The sequence below is a fragment of the Neobacillus sp. B24 genome, assembly GCF_055381825.1.
In genome coordinates, this window is the sequence record NZ_AP035777.1 from 2,279,351 (window position 1) to 2,303,483 (window position 24,133).

Consider the following 24,133-nt stretch of genomic DNA (forward strand, 5'->3'; position numbering starts at 1 on the left):
GTTAAATACCCAAAATACTCTGATGAATAATCAATTAAACACCCAAGTAATAAATACCAAAAGAAAATTATATAAACCATTTAAGCCTAGAGAATATGTTCGAATTGAACGATATTAAAGAGTGTTCCAAGATCTATTCCTTGGAACACTTTTTAATTAATCTATCATTTTTCTGCTGTGGACGAATTCATTATTTTTTTATTATATTCTTTTAAGTCGTCTCTAATACTTTTATCCCAAAGTTTGACTCCCGCATTGTAAGCAGCTCTATTAATGAGGTGACCAGAAATGGGGGAGGTCATAAAAACAAAGACAATTCCTAAGATAAGCCTGGAATTTAAATAGCCTTTAAGAGCATAAACGTACAGTACAGCACCTAATAGAATGAACATTACTCCTAATGTTGCCGCCTTTGATGCGGCATGATTCCTCGTATATACATCAGGAAGCCTGATGACTCCGAAGGTAGCAATCAGACAAAGCAGGGCACCTGTAAGTATAAAAAATCCAATCACAAAATCAATAAGTGCGCTCACGTTCAATAATTACCCCCTTTTCTAAATATTTGGCGAAAGCGATCGTTCCGATAAAAGCAAGAATGCCGATAAGTAAAATGATCTCTAGAAAGGCAGGAGATTGTAGAACAATTGAAATAAGGGCAGTAATCGCCAGCAGATTGATCCCAATTGCATCTAAAGCAATTACTCGATCTGGTACCGTAGGGCCTTTAATGACCCTGTAAATCAGTCCAAGCATTGATAAGGAGCAGCATAATAAAGCAATTCGAATCACAATCTCAAGCATTAACGGCTCACCTCCAAAATGGCTTTCTCAAATGAATTTTTAATACTGCTGATTTCATTTTCAACTTCTCCTATATCCATGGCATGTACAAATAATGTTTTATTGTCTTCTGAAACGTCGATGACTAAAGTGCCTGGAGTAAGGGTAATCAAACTGGACAAAAGGGTAATCTGCCAATCCTCTGTTAAATCCGTTTGTAAGGCAAAGATGCCAGGGCGCATATCTAATTTAGGCTTTAACACAATTTTGACGATTGCGATATTAGATAAAATAAGTTCTTTTACAAAGATAATGGAAAGTTTGATAAAAGACCAAATTCTAAAAAGATAAAAGCGGCTGTCGAAAAAACGTCTTAGGATAAAAATCACCAGCAGCCCGAACAAATACCCTTTCACAAAGCTAATGGGATCATAGGAAACTTTGATAAACATCCATAGAAAAGCCAAGATAATATTTAATAAAATTTGAAATGCCATACTGATCACTCCTTTAGGACAGCTTTAATGTAAATATCAGGATTTAATAAAGTATCAGCTGCCTGAGAAATATAGGGTAAAAAAGCCTCAGAATTAATCCCCAAAAGGGCAGAAATAGCTACCAAAATGACAGGGGAGATAAGCAGCCATTTGACAGGTGCTTTTTCTTCATGCTGGTAAGTACCATCTTTCCCCCAAAAACCATTGATGAATATTTTCATAATAGAAAACAAGACAAGCAAACTCGACATTAAGACAATAACGCCGCCTAAAAAGCTTTTTCCTTCAAATCCGCCTTGTACGATGAGTAGTTTGCCGATAAAACCGCTTAAAGGGGGAATACCGGCAAGAGCCAATGCCGCAAGGAAAAAGGTCCAGGCCAAAGCTGGATAATGACGGATGAGACCGCTGATATTTTTCAAATTAGAGGTTCCCGTTATGGAAATGATGATTCCAACGAGTAAAAATAGTCCTGCTTTTATGATCATATCATGTATTAAATAGTACACAGATCCTGCCAGCGAATTAGAGTTCAATACAGAGACGCCATAAAGAATGACTCCGACGGCAACGATTATATTATAAATAATGATTTTCTTAACGTCCCAATAAGCTATGGCCCCAATCACTCCAACTACAATTGAGAGAATGGCTAGAATGGAAAGGAGTTGGAACGAAAAGTCCATATCATGATAAAAGAATAACGTATATGTTCTAGTGATCGAATATACACCAACTTTTGTTAATAATGCCCCGAAAAGAGCTAATACAGGTGCTGGAGGCGCAAAATAGGAGCCAGGCAGCCAAAAGAAAAGTGGGAAAATCGCCCCTTTAAGGCCAAAAACAATTAAAAACATGACCGCAATAACAGTTAGAATACCAGGCATTCGATTACTGCTTAATTCGCTGATTCGTTCTGATATATGGGCCATATTCAATGTGCCGACAACCGAATATAAATAAGCAACGGCAATGACAAATAGTGCAGAGGAAATGACATTGACTAACAAATATTTAATCGATTCCCTTAATTGAATCTTTGTGCCGCCAAGCACCAGGAGGACATACGATGACATGAGCATAACCTCAAAAAAGACGAACAGGTTAAAGATATCTCCTGTCGTAAAGGCGCCGTTAACCCCAACTATTAAAAAGAAAAATACTGGGTAGTAGTAATGTTGTTCACGTTGTTCGCCAATCGATTTAAAGGAGTAGAGTAAACAGACGACCGCTATTATATTTGTAGTAAATACCAATAGGGCAGAGAACATGTCGGAAACTAAAGTAATCCCAAATGGTGCATCCCAGCTTCCCATATTAAGAGATTGAACCCCATCACTATGAACTTTTTGAATAATTAAGTTTGATACAACTATCGTCACTAAGGATGAAAATACAGCGACCACCCGCTGAGCCATAATACTTTTACTCAAGCAAATTAAAACCGCCCCTGTTAACAATGGAATTAAGATGGGGAGAATAATTAAATTAGTCATTTGATTGTGTTCCTTTCATTTCTTCCACATTATCCGTGCCCAGTTCTTGATAGGACCTGTATGCTAAAACTAAGAAAAAGGCTGTAACCCCAAAACTAATCACAATTGCCGTTAAAATTAATGCCTGCGGCAGCGGATCTGTATAGTGTTCTGCATGTTCTCCCAGTAACGGGGCTGATCCTCTTTTTAACCCGCCCATTGTTAATATAAGAAGATGCGCGCCATGGCTCAAAAAACCGGTCCCGATAATGATGCGTAATAAACTTTTGGACAGCATCAAATAGGTTGCTGACATAAATAAAATGCCAATGACAAATGCCATTAATATTTCCATTATTCATCCTCTCCAATCGTTAGAATAATGGTCATCGTCACACCGACAACAACAAAATAAACTCCTAAATCAAATAGTGTAGCAGTATGAAGAGATAAGTCACCTAGAACAGGCAGGTCGACATGTGTGAAGGCATGTGTTAAAAAGGGAACATCAAAGAAAATTGCGCCTGCACTAGTTCCAATCGCGAATAATAACCCGATAGCCGTGATGATGCGATAGTTAACGGGCAAAATCTGCTGTACCGTTTTAATATCATAGGTAATTAATAAGAGAATAATCGCTCCCGCTGTCATTAATCCGCCAATGAAACCACCGCCGGGATAATAGTGGCCTGCGGTAAAAATATAGACTGAAAAGAGGACTATGAAAAAAAGTAACAATTTTATAGCTGTTTCCAGAATAATATTGTTTGTCTTTTTCAACTTTCTTTCCTCCCTTTCAATCTTAATTTGATCATGCCATAAATACCTAATGAGGCAATGGCAAGTACAGTAATTTCAAAAAGAGTATCAAAGCCCCGAAAGTCCACCAAAATGACATTAACCATGTTTTGTCCTGCTGCTTTTTCGTACGTATTTTCCACGTAGTATTTCGATATAGACTCAAACAGTTTATTGCTGTGAGCAGAAAGAGCGATGGCTGTGACAACTGCACCTACCCCAACCGAAATAAGGGCATTTGTAAGTTTAAATCTGATTCGGGTCTCAAATCGGCGCAATTTTGGCAAATGATAAAAACAGACCAAAAATAGCGCGACTGAAATCGTTTCAATCACCAACTGGGTTAAAGCCAAATCCGGCGCCCTAAAGAGGACGTAGAACAGCGAAACTGTATATCCGACAGCACCAAGCAAAATAATTGAAGTCATTCTAGATTTGACAAATAAAATGCTGATTGAACTGACCACCACAAACATGGCGAGGATCCCTTCATAAACCCCGATGGAAGAGACATTACCTGTATCAAGGATAAAGGCATTTTTCCATAGTAGTGTGAATGTTAAGATAAAAATTAAGAAAGCCAATATATAAACGAGGTAGGAGCGAATCGAACCGTTCATATATTTGTTTGTTAATTTATAAGAACTAGATTGAGAACCTTCCACTAGGAAATCGTAAAAGCGGAACAAAGAAAGCTTCTCTGGAATGTGCTCGTAAAGCTTTTTCCATTTAGGTAAGGTTTTATATAGGATGATTCCCAATAAGATGACTCCCATTGTCATTAATAGTTCAATGTTAGGTCCGTGCCAAAATGATATATGAACAACAAATTCTCCGCTTTCGCTTAACAGACTTGGAAGAATGGCAGACATAGCCGGCGAAATAAGACTCTCTGATAACAGATTTGGAAAAAAACCAAAAATGACGACAAGTGATACAAGAATAACAGGAGGTATTAACATACCTAAAGACGCTTCATGCGGCCTCTTGTTCAGCTTTTCAGGCTGGTATTTTCCTGTGAATGTTTTGAAAACCAAAATCATACTGTAAATAAACGTGAAGACACTGGCTACCCACGCAATTATTGGAAATAAAAACCCCAATGATTCAAGATTGAAAATATCCATTTGTGTCACTCTAACCATGCCAGTAAAGAACATCTCTTTACTGAGAAATCCATTGAATGGGGGGAGTCCAGCCATGGAGAATGCTCCAATTATGGAAATTGTAAAGGTAATCGGCATAAAATGCATAAGTCCGCCCAGTTTCCGTATATCTCTCGTTCCTGTTTCGTGATCGACTATTCCGGCAGCCATGAACAAACTCCCTTTAAACGTCGCATGGTTGATTAAATGGAAAATGCCTGCTGTGACGGCAACCGTATATATATTTTCATCCAATGCTTCATAGTGGAGGGCAGCGGATCCGACACCTAGCAAAGACATAATAAGTCCTAGTTGACTAACAGTTGAAAAAGCCAGAATGCCCTTTAAATCCGTTTGTTTAATTGCAAATACAGAACCCCACGCTAATGTAATAATCCCCACCCCGGAAACAAGCCAAAACCAGACACTTGATGTTCCAAATACTGGAGTCATTCGGGCAACTAAATAAATTCCAGCCTTAACCATTGTGGCTGAATGTAAATAAGCACTTACCGGCGTAGGTGCCTCCATGGCATCTGGAAGCCAAATATAGAAAGGAAATTGAGCTGATTTTGTAAAAGCGCCAAGCAAAATGCAAATTAATGCAGGTGTAAATAATGAGTGTTGAAATATTTCATTTGATTGCGCCATGATTTCGGTAATACTGAATGTCCCTGTCATGAGGTATAAAAGGATAATTCCGCCCAGCATGGCCAGACCGCCAAACACAGTAATCAACATAGACTTTTGTGCTCCATACCGAGATAGATCCCTTTCATACCAGTAACCGATTAATAGAAAGGAAGAGAAGCTTGTTAACTCCCAAAAAGCATACATGACAATCAAGTTATCAGATAGGACAACACCCAGCATTGCTCCCATAAAAAGCAATAAATATACATAGAAGGTGTTGAGCTGTTCTTTCATTTTGTCTAAGTAAAAAATGGAATAAAAAACGACTAAAGCGCCAATACCAGTAATTAAAAGAGCAAATAAGAGACTTAGCCCATCAACTTTAGCTGTGAAATTAATACCTAAAGACGGAATCCAATTTACTGTTTCCGTAACAGTCTGGTGAGTTGATATTTTTGGCATGGTAGAAAGAAAGTAAATAAATAGAAAAGTGGGTAATGGAAGAACAGACCATCCAGTATGTATACGATTTATCTTTTTATATAAAATTGGTATAAAAATAGACAATAATAGTGGCGAAATAATCGCCAGATGTAAATATGACAATACTAAGTCCCCCTTTTAGCAAAACTTTTAATAACATTTAGAATAGAAGCTATTAAGCTTAATCCATAACAGTATTCCCAAATTATATTGGATATTAATAGTATTCTCCCTTCAATTTTTATCACTCGAAAATCCTTTAAAATGCAAAAAGAGTCTGTCATCAATGGGCATAATGATCCCATTGGTGACAGACTCCTCCGTAAACTTTTTATTATATTTAAAATGATAATAACACATTTTATAGTGAAAATTCAATATTTTTCCTGCATTTCGTGGATAAATTTAAAACCAGCCCTTTTTCCTAAACCAAAAAAACATGGATAACCCCGAAACCCCCATTACTAAAAGAGCATAAGCATAACCATATTTCCATGAAAGTTCAGGCATATGTATAAAATTCATCCCCCAAATTCCGGCCAATAAGGTCAAGGGAGAAAAAATAGAAGTCATAATTGTAAGGATCTTCATTACATTGTTCGTTTGATGTGAATTTAATGAGAGGTAATTATCTCGAATATCTGCTGTAATCTCCCTGTTACTCATCACCATATCCGATAATTTTAAAAGGTGGTCGTAGATATCGGAAAAGTACTCTTTTCTTTTTATAATACCTTTCAAATGCTGTGAATTTAACATCCGGTATAAAAGGTCACGCATAGGATTTATCGTGTGCATTAGATATAAAAGCATATACCTGGTATCAAATAATTCACTCAATAAATTGTTCATTTTTTTATTGAGCGTATTTTCCTCGATTTCGTCCAATTTGTCCTCAATTTTGTAAATAATAGGGAAGTAATTATCGACAAGTTTATCTAAGATTTCATAAAATACATGCGAACTTGTAAATTTATCTGCCTTATTTTCTGCTTTTAATCTTCCCAACACCTGAGTAACTTCAATAGATGGCTTTAAATGAAACGTAACCAAAAAGTTTTCCGCTACAAAAAAATCCAGCTCATCTTTGGTCATTTCCTCCGCTTCCTGTCGAACAATATGAGTAATAAAGAAAGTATAGTCATCATAATAATCAAGCTTGGGTCTTTGGAGGGTACTATTTAAACAATCCTCAATTGCTAGTGGGTGAAAGCGAAGAGTGTTACTTAAATGCTGTGACTCTTCAATAGTCGGTTCATTAAAATCAACCCAGTACCATTTATAATTAGAGAAATTTAAATTTTCGATGGAATCATGTTTTTCTATTGTTTTTGCTTCTGTCATACCGATAAAGCTGATCATGTTTAACATCCTTTAAGCTATTATTTCTTTTTTGCCGATAAAAGCGACTTTTCTACCCACATTTTCTGTATTCTTTTATCCTGCCATCCTTGAATTAAACTGCTAATAAGCAGGAATCCCACTACAATCATACCACTAAACACTATAAAGACAGCAAAATATTCGAATGGATTATAGGATTTTAACTGTCCCCAGTGTATGTTTCCTTCCAAATCGTGTGTAAACAAATTCATACTGAATATCCCGCAAATAACGGTATAGAGAGTCAAAACCAAAAGCAATAGGCTGTCTTTCTTCGTAGCACTATTTTGCTGGTAATGAAAAAGGGTTGTAAGGACTTCTTTTGCGCATTGATGCAAATAGTCAATACGAAAAGCACTTTTAAATTGATTAAAGTATTTTTCACCATCGGAGTCTCGTGGAAGTGTGACAAAAAAATAATTGGAAGTAAATGAATTAAGCATATATATCAGGTGTTTAATGGCTTTTTTGTCATCAACGATATTGATACAAGAGTAGTCCTGTAAAAATTTCAAAAAAAATAACCGATGAAATAAATTAGCTATTAGGGAGTAATATAGTTGACCGTAAAATGAACCAGCAAGTATGTCTGCTTCTTGACTTGAAATACAGGTTAATCCATAGTCCGAGAAATGATATTGAGTTTTCCTATCATTATTAACTGAAATTAAAGAAAGAAGGTAAATTTTTGAATCAAACCCAGCAGCTATACCACCATTTAGAAAGTCATCCAAGCCTAGTAATTCAATAACTAACCCTTTTAGGAACGAGGAACTAGTCCGAATTTGGTTAGCGAAATGCTTCGCATCAGTTAAAGGGAGATGGCAAACCTCAGTCCTGATGGTGATGAAACCAATTTCATAGGGACAGAGAAACAGGTCAACTGAATGAATCTGAAAATCTATATCAGTATTGTTAATCGGAAATGAACGCCGGTCTTGTAATTTCTTGGAGAATCTCTGATATCCCTTAGCTTGCTGTGATGATGGAAAAAAAAGCTTGTTTGTTAAAGGAAGAAAAAAAGCTTCCAAATCATCATGGTTAACTTGATACATTCCATAGTAATCAGCTTCCTGATTCCGGTGGTTTAGTTGAAAGCTGGTAAACTGACGGTTTTCAAGACTCATGCGCAGTTGCAGTTCATCTTTTGCTTTATATGTAAAGGGAAAGATAAATTGAAACAAGGCTGTTGAGACATGAGTTGCTGTAGCTGCGTATTCTACCATAAAAAATAGTTCCCTCCGTTAAAATATACCTAAACTAAACATGCCCGAAACAATCGTAGCTTAATCAAAAAAGAATCCCCTTAACCAATGCCACTTATGTTTATTCTAGAATAAAATTCCAACCGCGTGGGAAATTAATGGAAAGCACAGTGTGAGGTAATGAACATGCCTACCCCAAAAGTTGAATCAATTAAAGCAGGATTACTGAGTAAAATCCAAAAGTCCGAGGATTTGGTTTTTAAAGAGAACTATACCAAGGAGAAGTATCTTGAAATTTTATATATAAAAACAATTAGCGATGAAGCGGTGCTCCATGAGAATATCTTTAAGCCTTTTTTTGAAATTCAGGGGGCAGAAGAATATTTGGCCTATCTTCAATCGCATCCGAAAGTAAGTGAATACGAAACTGAAAGTAAAGCGATTGATGATTTGTTAAGAGGGGTTGCCATTGTTTTCTTTCAGGATTTTGTTTATATCTATGACAGTAAAGTGGACCGCAATAGTCAAGTCCAGGATACGACGGTTGAAACAACAATCCAGGGACCGCAATCAGGGTTTAGTGAAAGCCTACCGACCAACCTTGGTCTGATCCGCCATCGCTATCCTGAAGCAACACTAACTATCGAGTCCTCTAGTGTGGGTTTGATATCGAAAACCCAGGTTATGCTGGTTTATGATTCACAGCATGCAAACAAGGATACGCTTGATCGGGTCAAACAGTTTTTGGCGTCGATTGACGTAAATATGTTTCAATCCGGTGAACAATTGCTGGATATTATAAAAAAAAGTAATCGAGCCTTATTTCCCATTATGCTGGCTACGGAAAGACCCGACCGGGCAGCGATTAATTTGGCAACAGGAAAAATTATTCTGCTTGTCCATGGGTCCCCATTTGCAGTCATACTCCCAACCGTTATGAAAGACTTTATGGTTTCAATGGCGGATATCTATCAAACCTATTGGGTTGGAAGGTTTCTTCAGTTGATCCGTTATATTGGTCTTCTAATAAGCCTGATAACGCCAGGATTATATGTAGCGGTAACCAGACCAGCTATAACCCAGAGGTATTCCGTGTTCAATTGGCACTTTCGATTGCTGGGAGCCGAACGGCTGTCCCGTATCCATCGTTTGTAGAAGTGCTGCTGATGCTATTCATGATGGAAATGCTCACTGAGGCAAGCATCCGCCTGCCAAAGGCGATTGGCCCGACTGCTACGACAGTAGGCGGGTTAATTTTAGGACAGGCGGCAACTGAAGCAGGACTCGTCAGTAATATTATGATTATTATTGTCTCGGTTGTAGCAATCGCCAATTTTGTGATTCCGATTAATGCCTTTGGCTTTTCTATAAGGATAGTCAAATATTTTATTTTGTTATTGGGTACGTTGTTTGGACTAGTGGGGGTTGTTCTTGGCTTTTTCATGTTCGTTACCTATATGGTGAAGCTTGATAGTTTTGGTGAGCCGTATTTAACGTTAGTTCAAAGCACGACAAAAAGTAAATAGAACAATGGGAGGGAGGTTGTTGAATCGGTATTTTTTATATTTAATTCTTTGCAATATGATTATTAATGTTATCATGTTTGTTCCGCACTCTTTGCTCCAATACCGTTTCGACGGGGCCGTAATGGGAATTATTCTTTCCATTCCAATTGGCATTACATTAACGGTTATTTACAGCCGTTCCCTTTCCAAATTTCCCGGACAAGGTTTACCCGAGATCATGGCGGACTCAAACCGTTGGTTGAAAGCAGCGTTGTTCGGCAGCATCCAGTTAGCCTGGTTATCGGCGGGAATGATTAGTTTATTTGGGTTTATTGATATCTTAAATCGATTTGTCAATCCGGACATGCCAAAAATATCGATGCTACTTATTTATTTGGCGGCCATTTTCCTAATCATTAGACTGCCAACTGACCGGGTGATGTATTTGCTGGAAATTGTACTATTTTTAAATACACCATTTATTGCTTTTATTGTTCTAAAGGCGATTACAAGCCCGTATTTAAACTGGGACTCGATTATGGAGGTTGGTACCTATATATTTGAAGCTCCGAACTTAAAGGTAATTGCAGCGGCAACATTCGTTTTTACAGGACATGCCAACTTAATTATCTTTAACAGGATTTTCAAGGAAAAAATAAAACTTGGTAACTTCATTATAATTGTTGGATTGGCCGTGTTTAATTTATTTACATCCTTCTTTATACCGATTGGCTTGAACGGTGCAGACGGGGCAGCGGAATATCTTTACCCATGGGTTTCCGCTTCGGATTCGCTGCGGTTGATTTATAGCCCGATTGAGCGGGTAATTTATTTATTCCTCATGTTTTATATGAGTATTTCCTTATTAAGTGTTTCGATACACTGGCATGTAGCCCTGGAATTATTAAAGGGAATCAATAAAAATCGTCATAATAAAAAGTTGAATTGGATTGTTCTGTCCGCTATTGCTTTTATCACAGTTGTGGCATCGTTAAAATTTAATACTTTGCTCCTACATAAAATTGCAGCATATTGGCTCATTATTCGGTTGTTCTTTGAGGCTGTCCTTGTAGTTGTTACAGCCTTTTGGCTAAGGAGGCGGACAGCTTGAGGCATTTGGTAGATTGGAAAAATACTGCAATCATTTTGGTTTCAATTATGTTCTTGACGGGCTGCGGCTATAAGGATATTGATAAACGCATGTTTGCCGTCTCTATTGGTGTGGACGCAGCAAAGGACAGCTCAAAAAAATACCTAATCAGTGTAAAATTTGCTGTCCCCAGTGGGTCCAAAGATCAGCCAAATGAATTTACGATTATTTCACAGGAAGCGGATTCGATGTCAGAGGCGATAAGAAAAATTAAAACGATGGCTGATAAAGAAATTGACTTTAGCCATAATAAAGCCGTTATTTTTAGCGAGAAAGTGGCGAAACGAGGAGGAAATGCCGGCATTTTTTATTGGCTGTCGAGAAGGCGGGATATCCAACAAATTGCTTGGCTGGCCATTTCAAGTTCAACCGCAATGGATGTTCTTAAAGTAAAACCTAAATCAGAACAGCTGCCTTCAAACTCGCTATTTCTTGCCCTTGGGAAAGATGGCTCCGAAACACCTTATGTAATTTCAGAATTCCTGTTTGATTTTAAAAAACGGTTAATCGAAAAGGGACTTGATCCATTTCTTCCAATTATTGAACCCGATAAAGAGATACTGGAAATTAATACTGTTGGAATTTTTGATAAAAGCCAAATGAAGTTAAGTCTGTCCCAAGAAGAAACCAAATTTTTAAATTATTTTTTGAATAGGGAGGAAAAAAGTGCATTATGGTCTAAAAAAGGGAAAACATCATTTACTATTGATACTAATAAGGTAAAAACAAAATACAAAATTATTACTCCAAAAGGGAAACCGCCATATATAGATGTTACAATTTCGATAGCAGGGAAAATCGAAGAAACCAGTCGAAAAATATACAACAGCAATCTATCCATCTACGAAAAGGCAGCCGCAAGACAAGTAGAAAAGGAAATGATGGCGGTATTGAAAAAAATCCAACAAGCCAATCTTGATCCTATTGGCTTTGGACTGCACTACCGGGCCCGTCATTTTAACAAAAATGATTGGGAAGAATGGCAGAAAATTTATCCCACCATACAATTTAAGGTAAAATCCAAAGTTCAGATTTCAGATACAGGTCTAATTGAATAAACAATAGGCAGCCCGCGGGCTGCCTATTTATTGGTTAAACAGTCGGTGATGCTTCTTTTTTGCGCATGGCCTGCGGAATATACACGCAGAATGGTTCACTTTCCAAATAATCACCAGTAACTGCATAGGTTCTCGAGCGGGACCCACCGCAGATTTTATTGTATTCACAAACGCCGCATTTTCCTTTGTAATTGTCAGGCTGGCGCAGTTCTTTAAATACCTTTGCCTCGCGGTAAATTTCGGCAAGTGGTGTTTCACGAATGTTGCCGCCGACAATCGGCAAGAGACCGCTTGGCATGACATCGCCAATATGGGAAACAAAGGCGAAGCCGTTTCCGTCGTTGACACCCTTTGGTGCCCGTTTTAATCCGTCATGCATCGATGCGAAATCGGTAGTGATCGTGTCTTCATAATGGATATCGCCTTTTGCAATTACATGATCACGCATTTTTTCCTGAAGGACAACGCGGCGATAATGCTGGGCGGCTGTTGTTTTGATATCATATGGAGCTGTCTTGCTTAAATCATACAGCCAGCGGAATACCTTTTCATGCTCAGCAGGGGTAATGCAGGCATCCAGTTGGCCTCTTCCGGTTGGAACCAACAAGAAAATATACCACATTACCGAACCGAGTTCAGCGACTAGTTTCGACATTTCTTCAAGATGGTCATAATTGTAGCGCGAAATGACTGTATTAATTTGCAACGGCATTTCCAATTCATTTAAGTATTTAATTTTTTCAAGTGTCAGGTCGAAGCTTCCCGGCGTGCCGCGGAAGTGGTCGTGGATTTCCGGTGTCGGGCCGTCAAGGCTGAAGCCCCAGCGTGATAGTCCAACCTCTTTGGCGCGTTTCATTTTTTCAATCGTGACATTTGGGGTGGCACTTGGTGTCATTGAAACCCGCATACCTTTTTTGATCGCATAATCAGCTAGTTCAAATAAATCATCCCGCATCATGCAATCTCCACCGGTAAATACTAGCATCGGGTTATCCATATCATAGATTTGGTCTATGAGATTAATTCCTTCCTCATGAGACAATTCGCGCGGGTCAGGTGTAAGCTGCGCATCGGCCCGGCAGTGTACGCACTTAAGCTGGCAAGCTCTAGTCACTTCCCAAATGACGATAAATGGGTTTTGATCATAATCGATCGTTTTACTCATCCCGTGTGGATGTCCTTTACTAATTCCTTGCATCTTCATCACCATGCTTTTTCAAATTTTAATGTAACAGGTCTTTATAAATTCATTATAAATTTGTGTTTTGGTAATGCATGGGTGGTTTGTTACAATATTTCTACATTATCTAAGCTAATAATTAATAAAACTAGCAAAGTGGTGGAAATTGCTGACATGTAAACCATATCTTTGGTATTACATCCAGTTGTACTCTCCTATATTATAAAACTATCAATATTGAAGGAGTGCCACCTATGAAAAAACATCTACTGACAGTTGCAGCAACAACCGGTATCTTATTTGCATCTTTTGCGGGAGGGGCAAGTGCCCATGAAAACATCTATACCGTACAATCCGGCGACACTCTATGGAAAATCTCGCAAGCAAATAAAGTTGCAGTTTCCGACCTGAAAACATGGAACAAGCTTATCAATGACACCATCTATGTAAATCAAAAGCTATCACTTTTAGCCCCGCATAGCCATGAAACACAAACGGTCTCTTCTTCGAACAATACCATTTATAGTGTAAAATCCGGCGATACCCTATGGGGGATCTCCAAACTGTTTGGAATCACGGTTACTGATATCAAGAATTTAAATGGATTAACTTCAGATATGATTTATGTTGGTCAACAGCTTACTGTTAAGGCTGCCAATCCTGCCCCAACAGTCTCAAAAGCGCAAATGGTTATGGATGAAGCAAAGAAATATATCGGAAGCCCATATTTATGGGGCGGTAATACGCCTGCCGGGTTTGATTGCAGCGGTTACGCTAAATATGTATTCGAGAAGGTAGGAGTGACGATTCCGCGTACTACCGCAGCTCAATGGTCCGGTTTGAAGGCAGTCAACAGCCCGAATCCAGGAGATTTGGTATTTTTTGAAACTTATACAACAGGTCCGTCACATGTCGGCATTTACCTTGGAAACAACAAGTTTATTCAGGCTGGTTCAAGCGGTGTTGCGATTAGTGATATGACGACAACGTACTGGAAAACGAGGTATTTAGGGGCAAGAACAGCATTTTAATAGGTGAAGAAAAAATCCGCTCTTTGAAGAAGCGGATTTTTTTGCTAACTAATATTCTGCACAGATAAGTCGTTCTGATTTTCAATTACAATGATTTCCTTGAAGTAACTCTTTAGAATCAGCCACTTTGCCGGATATGTATACATAAAATCCTCAACAGCCTGTTGTGAATAATGGATAAAACAGTCGAATTGGTTTTTAACCCTTTTTAAATCATATAGCAGGGCATGCGGAATCGTATAATAATCAGCTAATTGATAGGGATTCAGCTTAATGGCTTGGATTCTTTGCTCTTTCATATACTTCTGGATCGATTGTTCCTGCAGCAGCTTGCTTTCCTCATTTGATAATCCATTGAAACAAATACGATCATTAATATAATATATTCCCTTCAACCAATAACACCTTCTTTTCGAAGTTTTTTTACTGTTATTGACAGGGAATCCAGGAACTATACCTAAAAAAATAGACCCGGCAATTTACCGGGCTTCAAGCAACATCTATTATAAAAGGGGGCGGAGGTTGAAGGGTTCTGTTTGAGAACCTATCACTATCATAGCCGGTAAATATGAACAAACTATGAAGGAAACATGAAGAGTTTAAGAAATAATTAGACACGCTTTATTTTAAAAAAACTAAGTGTCTCCCTTGAAAACCAGAGGCTCATAAAAAAGCTGACTACCCCTGTCAAAATAAGGACTTCTCCAACGGTCTTTATCTTTTCAGCAGAAATATTCTCACCAAAAATCAAGCCTAGGATAATAGTTGAAAATATGGACCCTAAATAACGGCAGGTTTGGAAAAGTCCAGAGGTCGTTCCTACAATTTCCTTAGGGCTCTCCTGCAGCATGGCAACTTGCAGTACCACATTGCCAATCCCGTAGCTTAACCCCATCAGGGCTAATATGATTCCGATTACCACATAATTGGCATTAATAAAGAAGAAGGTAAAAGTCAGTGCACCAATAATGGAAAATAACGCCCCAATCATTATTGGCTGATATATGCCCGCCCGATCAATCCATTTTCCTGCTATGGTTGAGATTAAAATGCTGACTCCGGACATAAATAACATCATCAACCCGCTCTTTTCGACACTAAGACCAAGGACTTCTTGGAAATAGCTGGGCAGACCGAAAAACAAACAGTAAAAGAAAATATTTAGAACAATAAACTGCAAATATACCATTGTTAGTTGTGGATGGGTTTTAAATATCCGAATATCAATGAAGGGTTCTCGAACCCTTAGCTCCCTCCATGCAAACAAGCCAAAGAAAATCAGCCCGGCGAACCCTGCCAGATAATGAACCTGCGTTTCGAATGATAGTAAAAACCATAAAAACAGTACCATTCCTGCACCGAAAAATCCCATTCCCCAGAAATCAAGATTAGAAAGTCTTTTAATCGTTTCTTTGTCCTTTTTAACATCCTTGGGAAACATAAACCAGCCAAGCAGAAAACTGATGAGAACAAACGGGAAGTTGACCCAAAAGATCGCTGGCCAGCTGCCCCAGACAATCAGGAAGCCTCCGATAGTCGGGCCGAGTGCCACCATTGCCGAAGCAAAAATGGATAGGACAGCAAGCGCGGAGGCTTGTCTCTCTTTAATATGGTCGCGTATTAATGCCATTCCTGACGGATAAATTGCACTGCTGCCGATGGATTGAAATAGTCTCATAACCAGGAGGATTAGAAAGGTTTCCGATAATGGGGCACCAAATGCTGAAAGCGCGACGAGGCCCAGTCCGAATAAAAAGGTCTTCTTTCTTCCGAAAATATCCCCGATTTTGCCAGTAACAGGCTGGGCCACCGCACTTGCTAAATAAAAGCTAGAGATTAACCAGGACGCGGTGGCAAAAGAAAGCTGAAACTCCCGTTGGATACTATGAAGTGCCAGGGCTATCATGGAGGAATTTAGGGGATTTAGCATGGTACCTGATGCTACGGCAGAAATAAATAGTGCTCTTTTACGATCCAAATTCATTCATTCCTTTCATCTCCATAGAGGAGAAAAGGCATCTGTTCTCTATTGGTGATTTGTTAAAGACATAACTATATGAAAAATTGATATTACTATTTAAGTATGTATGGTTTAGCTTATCCTGCCCTCTAATTAACTATGAAAGAAATTTACCAGTCTAGGAATAGCCTTCCCATCCATATAAATACGGTAGGGGTTTCTGTATTGATTACGATGGACAACGATGTAAAGTCTCCCGAGAGGAGGAGCGTTAATGAAGGTTGTTGGAAAAAGTGTTATTCGGAAAGAGGCATTTGACAAAGTAACCGGCCGGGCTAAATATACGAATGACTATCATTCAACTGGGATGCTGTCCGGGAAAATGGTCATCAGCCCTTATGGCCATGCAAAAATTATAAAAATTGACACATCAAGAGCCTGGAAAGTTCCTGGTGTCAGAACGATACTAGCCGGAAAGCAATATCCGCTGACCGGTGAGGCCATTCGCGACAGACCGCCGTTGGCAGTTGATAAAGTCCGTTATCACGGCGAACCGGTAGCACTTGTTGTTGCCGATACACCAACACAGGCGAAAACAGCAGCAGACCTCATAGAAGTTCAATACGAATTACTGCCCGTGGTCAATTCGCCGACAGAGGCATTCCAAAGGGGTGCGCCTTTGGTTCATGAGAACCTTGGACAATATGAAAAGGAAGAAGATTCCCTTCCGGTGCCAGGCACCAATATTGCAACGCATATAAAAATTCGCAAAGGGAATATGGAGCAAGGGTGGGCGGAAAGTGAAACAGTGGTTGAAGCCAGTTTTTCGTTTTCACCTTCTGACCATTCGGCCATGGAAACACGGTGTTCCACCGCTGAAATCATGTCAGACGGTAATGTTATTATCATGACTTCGTCGCAGGCTCCGTTTATGGTCAAACAGTTAATTTCCAAGTATTTTGGCGAGGACATGGGCAAGATTATCGTTCATACGCCGCTGGTTGGGGGTGCCTATGGCGGAAAGGCTTCAGTCCAGCTGGAGCTGCTCGCGTATTTGGCTTCCAAGGAAGTTGGCGGGGAACCTGTAAAAATATTTAATACGAGAGAGGAGGACATGATTACCTCCCCCTGTCATATTGGCCTCGATGCTGTTGTCAAATTGGGGGCAGGGCGTGACGGGAAACTAAAAGCGGCGCAAATACAATATTTGTGGGATGGCGGAGCTTACTCCGATAAAGCCATTGATGTTACAAGGTCTGGCGCGGTGGATTGCACCGGCCCATATAGCATAGACAATGTTTGGTGCGACTCCTACTGCATGTATACGAACCATCCTTATGCCTCACCGTTTAGGGGGTTCAGTCATTCAGAACTTTCGTTTGCCATTGAACGGACAATGGATCTTCTGGCACAAAAACTAAACATGGACCCGCTGCAGCTTCGCTATATCAATGCGATTAGGCCAGGGGATACAACACCCACTAGAGTGAAATTAAATAGGAGCAATTTGGGTGATTTGCCTAAATGTATTGAAAAAGTAAGAGAGCTGATTAAATGGGATGAGGGAGCGGTTCGAGAAATTAATGAGCGCCTTGTCAGGGTCAAGGGGGTCAGCTGCAGCTGGAAAACCTCGACAATTGATTCCGATGCCCCGTCTGGAGCAATATTGACCTTTAATCGGGATGGGAGCATCAACTTAATGTCCGGGTTAATCGAAATTGGCACTGGTACAAAAACAATTTTGGCACAAATCCTTGCCGAACGGTTGAAAATGGATGTAGATAAAATCCATGTCCGGATGGAAGTGGATACACAAACCACACCGGAGCATTGGAAAACCGTTGCCAGCCGAGGAACCTATATGGGTGGCAGAGCAGTTTTGGAAGCTGCCGATGACGTAATCCGTCAATTGAAAGAAATAGCCTCCTGTGCGTTAAGGGCCCCTGTGGAGGATTTTGAAGTAGGTGACAGCCGCGTCTTCCTGCGTGATGATCCTTCTATTGGGCTTCATTTTAAAGATGTTGGTTATGGCTATAAATATCCAAATGGAAATGCAATTGGCGGGCAAATCATTGGACGGGGTAATTTTGTTTTGCGGCATCTTACCCACCTTGACCCAGAAACGGGTGAGGGCAAGCCGGGACCAGAATGGACGCCGGCAGCATACGCTGTAGAGATTGAATTTGACCGCAGGGATTGCACGTACAGACTAGTAAAAGCTTGCACGGTGGTAGATGCCGGAAAAGTCATGAATGAAAAGGCTGCTCTCGGTCAGGTGATGGGAGCGATGAGCATGGGGCTGGCGTTTGCCGGCCGAGAGACGTTTTATTTTGATGAGCTTGGCAGGGTGTTGAATCCGCAGCTTCGTACCTACCGGCCGCTTAGATATGGTGAAAATCCAGAATACTTGGTCGGTTTCGTCGAAACACCTGCACTTGATTCAGCTTATGGAGCACGCGGCCTCGGCGAGCATGGATTGATGGGGATGCCAGGTGCACTTGGGAATGCTCTGTCAGTTGCCGCTGGTGTTTCAATCCATCATTTGCCGTTGATCCCGGAACTAATCTGGAAGACGAAAAGGGGGACAAATCATGCTTCCCTTTGATTTTGAGTATTACCGGCCAAAAACGCTGCAGGAGGCTGTACAGCTATATCAATACATGCAGGATTTAGGCAGACAGCCGATGTATATTTCTGGTACAACGGAGCTTATTACACTGGGAAGAATTGATTTGGTTTATACAGAAGCAGTCATTGATATCAAGGACATTGTAGAATGCCGGATGATGGAACATGATGGCGACCATCTTGTGTTAGGAAGTGCTCTGACATTAACGGCAATTGAAGAGGCTGATCTTTTTCCGCTGTTAACAAAAACGTCAAGTGAAATTGCCGACCATACTGCTCGTGGAAAAATAACAGTTGGCGGTAATATATGCGGACAAATATTTTACCGCGAGGCAGTATTGCCATTCCTGCTTGTAGATAGCCAGGCCGTAGTTATTGGTCCGCAAGGGGTCAAAGTCCACTACATCAATGATATTTTTCAAAAGGAGCTGCAGCTTGGGAAAGGAGAATTACTTGTACAGTTGGCCACCGAAAGGAAATATATTCATGCCCCGTTTATTAGCATTAAACGCCGCCAGCAGTGGGATACGGGTTACCCGTTACTCACTGTGGCAGCTGTAAAAATTGGCGGAGAGGTGCGTGTTGCCGTAAGTGGGCTGTGTCCATTTCCGTTTCGTTCAAAGGAAATGGAGGCAGCAATTAGTCAGGGTGGGGCTGTTCCAACCAGGGTATCTGGGGCACTTGACGTGTTACCGGCACCGATACTGGATGATATTGAAGGTTCAGCAGAGTATCGGAAATTTGTTTTGCAGAATCTGTTAACTGATATTTTGCTGGAATTTGATAGTATAAATGCTTAACGGGGAGGATGGCACCGTGACCTTACAGACGTTTACTTTATCGATAAATGGGGAAAAGCGGGTTGTGCATGCAAGGTTTGCCGATACACTGTTATATATATTAAGAGGCAAGCTTGGATTGACCGGCGCGAAGCCAGGCTGCCTCAATGGGGATTGCGGGGCGTGCACAGTAAATGTGGATGGCTGGCCAATGAAATCCTGTTTGATGCTGGCAGTGGAAGCGGTTGGAAAAGAGGTAACGACAATTGAGGGGTTAAAAGATGCGCCAATCCAACAAGCCTTTGTCGAGAATTTCGCATTTCAATGCGGCTACTGTACCCCCGGCTTTATTATGAATTGTCACTCATTAATCGGGCAGCATCATGATGCTGATGATAGAACGATTAAAGAGTGGCTGGAATCAAATATCTGCCGCTGTACCGGCTATGCTGAAATAGAACAGGCGATAAAAGCTGTGCTGAATAAAAGCTAAAGGGTGCGATTGTGGCACCCTTTATTGTAAATTGGATGAAACGGAACCAGAAGAACCGTCCCCGTGGTTCTTCCCGTGGTTCTTTAGTTGAAAGTAAGTATCCATCACTCTCCGGCCGATTTTAAAGTTGAGTTGGTTGTTGTTGTCTCCTTGGTATGCCCATGGAACTAATACGGCCATTGCTACTTCGGGGTTAGAGCTTGGTGCATAGCTGACCAGGCTGAGATTGATGACAGCTGGAGGTTCTTTACCGAATTTGTGCCGTTGTGGACCATCGTAAAAGGCTTCGGCTGTGCCTGTTTTTCCGGCCGGGGCATAACTGACATCCAAAAAGTGTTTATAGGCTGTGCCGCCAGGCTCTTGCATTACCTTTTTAAAGCCTGTTTGGACTCGATTCATCCATTCCTTTTTGGCATCAATCGTATTAAGGACAACAGGATTGACTTCCTTAGCCACAGACCCCAACTGATCCACTTCCTCGGATGGGTTGCGAATTTCTTTCACAACATGCGGCTGCATCCGGTAACCGCCATTGGCAATGGTGGATACATATTGAGCCAGCTGCATTGCCGAATAGGTATCATACTGCCCGATGGATAAATCGAGCAAATAACCAGGAAGCCTGCTTTGGCCTTTAAAGCCTGCTTGTTCATTGGGAAGGTCAATTCCGGTCCGGGTGCCCAAACCAAATGCCGCGAAATTATTACGAATTATTTCAAATGCATTTCTATTGTTGAAACTTAATGGTTTGTCGTATTCATAGCGGCCATTTCCGATTCTGATCGCTGTATGGAACATATACACGTTGGAGGATTTCTTCAAGGCATTGATTTCATTTAATTTTCCCAAATACATATATGATTTTTTGACGGGGGTATCTTTAATCTTGATCCCGGTATCATCAAAGACCATCCCGGGAGAAATTGCACCGGTCTTATAGCCGGTTAAAATCGTTGCCCCCTTCACAGTAGACCCGACATTATATGTGGTCGTAAAGGTGCCAATTGCATCGTCTTCCATAACCGAGGTTCTTGTCTCCGGGTTTTTAACTATTTTTTTTCCGGCCATAGCCAATACTTCACCGGTAAAAGGCTCCATTAAAACAACATACGCGCGGTCTGTTAGTGCCGTTCCTGCCATTCGTTTCGCGTTCCATAGTTCTTCCTCAATAATTTGGTCCACCGCTTTTTGCAATTTCATATCCAATGTCAGGACAAGGTCTTTTCCTTTTTGGCCATCGGAAACCTCCATGGTTTCTATGACATTTCCCGTTTTATCGGTGATATTTTTAATTTTTGATTTGTGGCCCCGTAATACTTCTTCATATTGCAATTCCAACTGGCTTTTGCCCACGCGGTCATTACGGCTGTAGCCTCTGGCTAAATAATAGTCTAGTTGGTCAGCAGGAAGCCCTTCCTCTGATTTCGTTACCTTACCCAGAACGGAGCGTAAAGTATTTTCAAACGGATACGCCCGTTCCCAGTCTGTGGTTGTATCGACCCCAGGGAGAGATTGAAGATTCTCGCTTACAACAGCAAATTCCTCATCGGTGACATCCTCATTTTTAACAATTTGCGAGGTGAATTTATAGCCACTCGTAAATTCTTTGAAAATCGCCATGACTTCCAGGTCAGCGTCAGTGAATGAGGCTAATTCTTCAGATGTGATCCGGTCCCGTTTTAATTTGTAAAGCTCTATGTCAGTTAATTTTTCAGCTATGTATAAATCTTTTTCTTTTTTGGTGATTTTGGTTTCAGCAAGCTTTGGATTCTTCATAATCCAAAAGTGACGCTTATCCATTTCCGATACTTTGTCAGTCTTTTTGTCAATCAATTGGGCCAATTTTTCGGCCGTTTGCAGCATCTCCTGGGTGGTGAAGCCTTCATTGGTAAACGTAATTGCTCTAATGGGAACATTGTCAACAACTACCCGCATGTCACGGTCATACATCACTCCGCGCGGCACCGGATTGCTGACCGTTACATCTTCCTTCCGTTCGAGGTCCCGTTTAAAGTTCTCCCCATAAACAATTTGCACAAATCCAAGTCGCAAAATCAATATAGAGAATAATAAAAAGACGCTAAAAAAGAGTAAATTTAGGCGAAAGGGAAAATGAGATTTTTTCTTTTTCTGGTCCTCCATACTATTCCACTTCCTTTTCCTACTGTTATTATTATTTTTATTATGTCTTAATGAAAAGTGATTTAATGCTAAATATGACAAATTTTAGCTGATAAGAGTCGAACGAAAGATTTTTAAATTTTTTTCCTTATTTGAATTTTTATTTTATAATGAAAAAGGGTGAAAACAGTCCCATATTATTTGGGATAAAGGACTCATCCAAAAGGGGGACTACTTATGGAACAGAAGGTACTTGAACCTGCTTTACAAAATGCAATGGAGCAATTTAGTGCGTTAGATGAAAAAATTACTCATTACTCCAGTATTCTCGGTTTAGCTGACTGGGACCAAAAAGTGATGGCGCCAAAAAAGGGCAGGCAAGTTTTTGCAAAAGCAACTGGTACATTACGTACAGAGGTGTTTAAACTATCCGTTTCAGATGAAATGGGAGAATTACTTCAAGTTCTTTCAGCACCAGAGCATGCTGCGCTTTTGGATGATGTTACAAAGGCGAAGGTTCGGGAGTACAGTGCCTTTTACCAAAAATCAAAAAGCATTCCGGCAGATCTGTTTAAGGAATACTCCGTGTTAACAGCTCAAGCTAACGATGCATGGGAAGAGGCCAGGGAAAATAATGATTTTGCTGCTTTTCTTCCAGCACTGGAGAAAATAGTTGAATTCAAGCGGAAATTTGCTGAAATTTACGGATATGAGGACCACCCTTATGATGCACTATTGGATGAGTTTGAGCCAGGATTAACAGTAAAAACACTAGACCCATTGTTTGCCAAGTTAAGAGAGTCCAGTGTCAATTTGTTAACTCGAATTAAGGAACATGGAAAGGTGACACCTTCCGAGATTTTTCAGCAAGCATTTGATATTGAAAAACAAAAGCAATTTAACCGTTATATCCTGCCGATTATTGGCTTTGATATGGAAGCGGGCCGCCTCGATGAGACCGTTCATCCGTTTGCCCAAACAGTCAATATTGGCGATGTTCGTTTAACTACCCGATATCTTGAGAATAATGTCCGATCAGCGCTATTTGGCACGATACATGAAGCAGGGCACGGCATCTACGAACAGCATGTGAATCCTGAATATGAAGAATCTGTGCTGCAAAGCGGGACTTCATTTGGAATCCATGAATCGCAATCAAGATTCCTGGAAAATATGGTTGGCCGCAGCAAGGAATTTTGGAAGTTTTTCTATCCAAAGCTGCAGGAGACCTTCCACAATCAACTTGCCAATGTAACGTTAGATGAATTTTATCGAGCAGTGAATACGGTCGAGCCGTCGTTTATCCGCGTTGAGGCAGATGAGTTGACCTATAACCTTCACATCATGGTGCGCTATGAAATTGAAAAAGCACTGATTGCTGGAGACATTGAAGCAAAAGAACTACCGGCAATTTGGAATCAAAAGATGCAGGATTATCTCGGGGTTACTCCGGCAACAGATACAGAAGGGGTGCTGCAAGATGTTCACTGGTCTTTCGGTGGAATTGGGTACTTTCCGTCGTATTCTTTAGGGAATCTTTACGCTGCGCAAATCCTGAGAAAAATTCAACGCGATTTGCCTGATTTCTATCAACATATTGAAGCCGGCAGATTCGACATAATTCAAAACTGGCTAAAAGAAAATATCCACCAATATGGCAAGCTTTATACACCAAATGAGTTAATCGTCAAGGTTACCGGCGAGGAATTAAATGCGCAGTATTTGGTTGAATATCTCGAGAAAAAATACTCAGAGGTATATGAATTGTAAAAAAATTATTAATCTTTAAATCTAACATTGACATTGGATTTAAATGATAATATCAT

22 protein-coding genes are annotated in these 24,133 nt (G+C 40.3%); 9 read left to right on the plus strand and 13 right to left on the minus strand.

Features of this window, described 5'->3' with window-relative positions; genetic code table 11:
• Positions 1-164: 164 nt before the first annotated feature.
• The 9 genes from mnhG to ACZ43M_RS11320 all read right to left on the minus strand — a co-directional run bounded on the left by mnhG (position 165) and on the right by ACZ43M_RS11320 (position 8,423).
• Positions 165-536 (minus strand): monovalent cation/H(+) antiporter subunit G, encoded by a 372-nt coding sequence (gene mnhG / locus ACZ43M_RS11280; protein WP_464507497.1) that lies wholly within the window; start codon positions 534-536, stop codon positions 165-167.
• Positions 520-804 (minus strand): Na(+)/H(+) antiporter subunit F1, encoded by a 285-nt coding sequence (locus ACZ43M_RS11285; RefSeq protein ID WP_464507498.1) that lies wholly within the window; start codon positions 802-804, stop codon positions 520-522. The genes mnhG and ACZ43M_RS11285 overlap by 17 nt, the downstream gene beginning before the upstream one ends.
• On the minus strand, positions 804-1,280 hold the full coding sequence (locus tag ACZ43M_RS11290) for a Na+/H+ antiporter subunit E (protein ID WP_464507499.1): 477 nt from the start codon (positions 1,278-1,280) through the stop codon (positions 804-806). Before ACZ43M_RS11290 ends, ACZ43M_RS11285 begins: the two co-directional genes overlap by 1 nt.
• A 5-nt stretch (positions 1,281-1,285) precedes the next feature.
• Positions 1,286-2,776, minus strand: a complete 1,491-nt coding sequence (locus tag ACZ43M_RS11295) for a Na+/H+ antiporter subunit D (RefSeq protein ID WP_464507500.1) — start codon at positions 2,774-2,776, stop codon at positions 1,286-1,288.
• The gene (locus tag ACZ43M_RS11300) at positions 2,769-3,110 is read right to left on the minus strand and encodes a Na(+)/H(+) antiporter subunit C (RefSeq protein ID WP_464507501.1); all 342 of its coding nucleotides are present in this window, start codon (positions 3,108-3,110) and stop codon (positions 2,769-2,771) included. Before ACZ43M_RS11300 ends, ACZ43M_RS11295 begins: the two co-directional genes overlap by 8 nt.
• On the minus strand, positions 3,110-3,535 hold the full coding sequence (locus ACZ43M_RS11305; RefSeq protein ID WP_464507502.1) for a Na(+)/H(+) antiporter subunit B: 426 nt from the start codon (positions 3,533-3,535) through the stop codon (positions 3,110-3,112). Before ACZ43M_RS11305 ends, ACZ43M_RS11300 begins: the two co-directional genes overlap by 1 nt.
• The gene (locus tag ACZ43M_RS11310) at positions 3,532-5,937 is read right to left on the minus strand and encodes a Na+/H+ antiporter subunit A (RefSeq protein WP_464507503.1); all 2,406 of its coding nucleotides are present in this window, start codon (positions 5,935-5,937) and stop codon (positions 3,532-3,534) included. Before ACZ43M_RS11310 ends, ACZ43M_RS11305 begins: the two co-directional genes overlap by 4 nt.
• A 282-nt stretch (positions 5,938-6,219) precedes the next feature.
• Entirely contained in the window at positions 6,220-7,176 is a 957-nt protein-coding gene (corA, locus tag ACZ43M_RS11315; RefSeq protein ID WP_464507504.1) for a magnesium/cobalt transporter CorA, read from the minus strand.
• A 20-nt stretch (positions 7,177-7,196) separates the two neighbouring features.
• Positions 7,197-8,423: a hypothetical protein gene (locus ACZ43M_RS11320; RefSeq protein ID WP_464507505.1), complete on the minus strand. Its 1,227-nt coding sequence runs from the start codon at positions 8,421-8,423 to the stop codon at positions 7,197-7,199.
• Positions 8,424-8,588: 165 nt separating this feature from the next.
• On the opposite strand from ACZ43M_RS11320, the gene ACZ43M_RS11325 reads away from it, so the two are divergent.
• Genes ACZ43M_RS11325 through ACZ43M_RS11340 form a run of 4 tightly spaced genes read left to right on the plus strand, consistent with a single transcriptional unit; the run spans position 8,589 to position 12,115 of the window.
• Positions 8,589-9,557, plus strand: a complete 969-nt coding sequence (locus ACZ43M_RS11325; RefSeq protein WP_464507506.1) for a spore germination protein — start codon at positions 8,589-8,591, stop codon at positions 9,555-9,557.
• Complete coding sequence (locus ACZ43M_RS11330; RefSeq protein ID WP_464507507.1) at positions 9,503-9,928, plus strand: spore germination protein; 426 nt, start codon at positions 9,503-9,505, stop codon at positions 9,926-9,928. The genes ACZ43M_RS11325 and ACZ43M_RS11330 overlap by 55 nt, the downstream gene beginning before the upstream one ends.
• Before the next feature lie 19 nt (positions 9,929-9,947).
• A complete protein-coding gene (locus ACZ43M_RS11335) occupies positions 9,948-11,018 on the plus strand; it encodes a GerAB/ArcD/ProY family transporter (protein ID WP_464507508.1) in 1,071 nt (356 codons plus the stop codon).
• Positions 11,015-12,115: a Ger(x)C family spore germination protein gene (locus ACZ43M_RS11340; protein ID WP_464507509.1), complete on the plus strand. Its 1,101-nt coding sequence runs from the start codon at positions 11,015-11,017 to the stop codon at positions 12,113-12,115. The genes ACZ43M_RS11335 and ACZ43M_RS11340 overlap by 4 nt, the downstream gene beginning before the upstream one ends.
• Positions 12,116-12,149: 34 nt before the next feature.
• Here ACZ43M_RS11340 and ACZ43M_RS11345 read toward each other — a convergent pair whose 3' ends face one another.
• Positions 12,150-13,313 carry a TIGR04053 family radical SAM/SPASM domain-containing protein gene (locus ACZ43M_RS11345; RefSeq protein ID WP_464507510.1) on the minus strand — a complete coding sequence of 388 codons (1,164 nt, stop codon included), beginning with the start codon at positions 13,311-13,313 and terminating at the stop codon, positions 12,150-12,152.
• Between the two features lie 236 nt (positions 13,314-13,549).
• Between ACZ43M_RS11345 and ACZ43M_RS11350 the strand changes: the two genes are divergently transcribed.
• Positions 13,550-14,326: a C40 family peptidase gene (locus ACZ43M_RS11350; protein WP_464507511.1), complete on the plus strand. Its 777-nt coding sequence runs from the start codon at positions 13,550-13,552 to the stop codon at positions 14,324-14,326.
• A 44-nt stretch (positions 14,327-14,370) separates the two neighbouring features.
• Here the strand turns inward: ACZ43M_RS11350 and ACZ43M_RS11355 are convergent, their stop codons facing one another.
• Together ACZ43M_RS11355 and ACZ43M_RS11360 are read right to left on the minus strand one after the other, a co-directional pair.
• Positions 14,371-14,721: a hypothetical protein gene (locus tag ACZ43M_RS11355; RefSeq protein ID WP_464507512.1), complete on the minus strand. Its 351-nt coding sequence runs from the start codon at positions 14,719-14,721 to the stop codon at positions 14,371-14,373.
• A 215-nt stretch (positions 14,722-14,936) separates the two neighbouring features.
• Positions 14,937-16,310: an MFS transporter gene (locus ACZ43M_RS11360; RefSeq protein ID WP_464507513.1), complete on the minus strand. Its 1,374-nt coding sequence runs from the start codon at positions 16,308-16,310 to the stop codon at positions 14,937-14,939.
• Between the two features lie 250 nt (positions 16,311-16,560).
• Here ACZ43M_RS11360 and ACZ43M_RS11365 point away from each other — a divergent pair, with 250 nt between their 5' ends.
• The 3 genes from ACZ43M_RS11365 to ACZ43M_RS11375 are packed head-to-tail and all read left to right on the plus strand — an operon-like array spanning position 16,561 to position 20,186.
• Complete coding sequence (locus ACZ43M_RS11365; protein ID WP_464507514.1) at positions 16,561-18,891, plus strand: xanthine dehydrogenase family protein molybdopterin-binding subunit; 2,331 nt, start codon at positions 16,561-16,563, stop codon at positions 18,889-18,891.
• Positions 18,878-19,714, plus strand: coding sequence for an FAD binding domain-containing protein (locus ACZ43M_RS11370; protein ID WP_464507515.1), 837 nt, complete (start codon positions 18,878-18,880; stop codon positions 19,712-19,714). The genes ACZ43M_RS11365 and ACZ43M_RS11370 overlap by 14 nt, the downstream gene beginning before the upstream one ends.
• Positions 19,715-19,730: 16 nt before the next feature.
• Positions 19,731-20,186 carry a (2Fe-2S)-binding protein gene (locus tag ACZ43M_RS11375; protein WP_464507516.1) on the plus strand — a complete coding sequence of 152 codons (456 nt, stop codon included), beginning with the start codon at positions 19,731-19,733 and terminating at the stop codon, positions 20,184-20,186.
• A gap of 21 nt (positions 20,187-20,207) precedes the next feature.
• On the opposite strand, the gene ACZ43M_RS11380 is transcribed toward ACZ43M_RS11375, so the two are convergent.
• A complete protein-coding gene (locus ACZ43M_RS11380; protein ID WP_464507517.1) occupies positions 20,208-22,328 on the minus strand; it encodes a peptidoglycan D,D-transpeptidase FtsI family protein in 2,121 nt (706 codons plus the stop codon).
• Positions 22,329-22,544: 216 nt separating this feature from the next.
• On the opposite strand from ACZ43M_RS11380, the gene ACZ43M_RS11385 reads away from it, so the two are divergent.
• On the plus strand, positions 22,545-24,077 hold the full coding sequence (locus ACZ43M_RS11385; RefSeq protein WP_464507518.1) for a carboxypeptidase M32: 1,533 nt from the start codon (positions 22,545-22,547) through the stop codon (positions 24,075-24,077).
• The last annotated feature ends 56 nt before the right edge of the window (positions 24,078-24,133 follow it).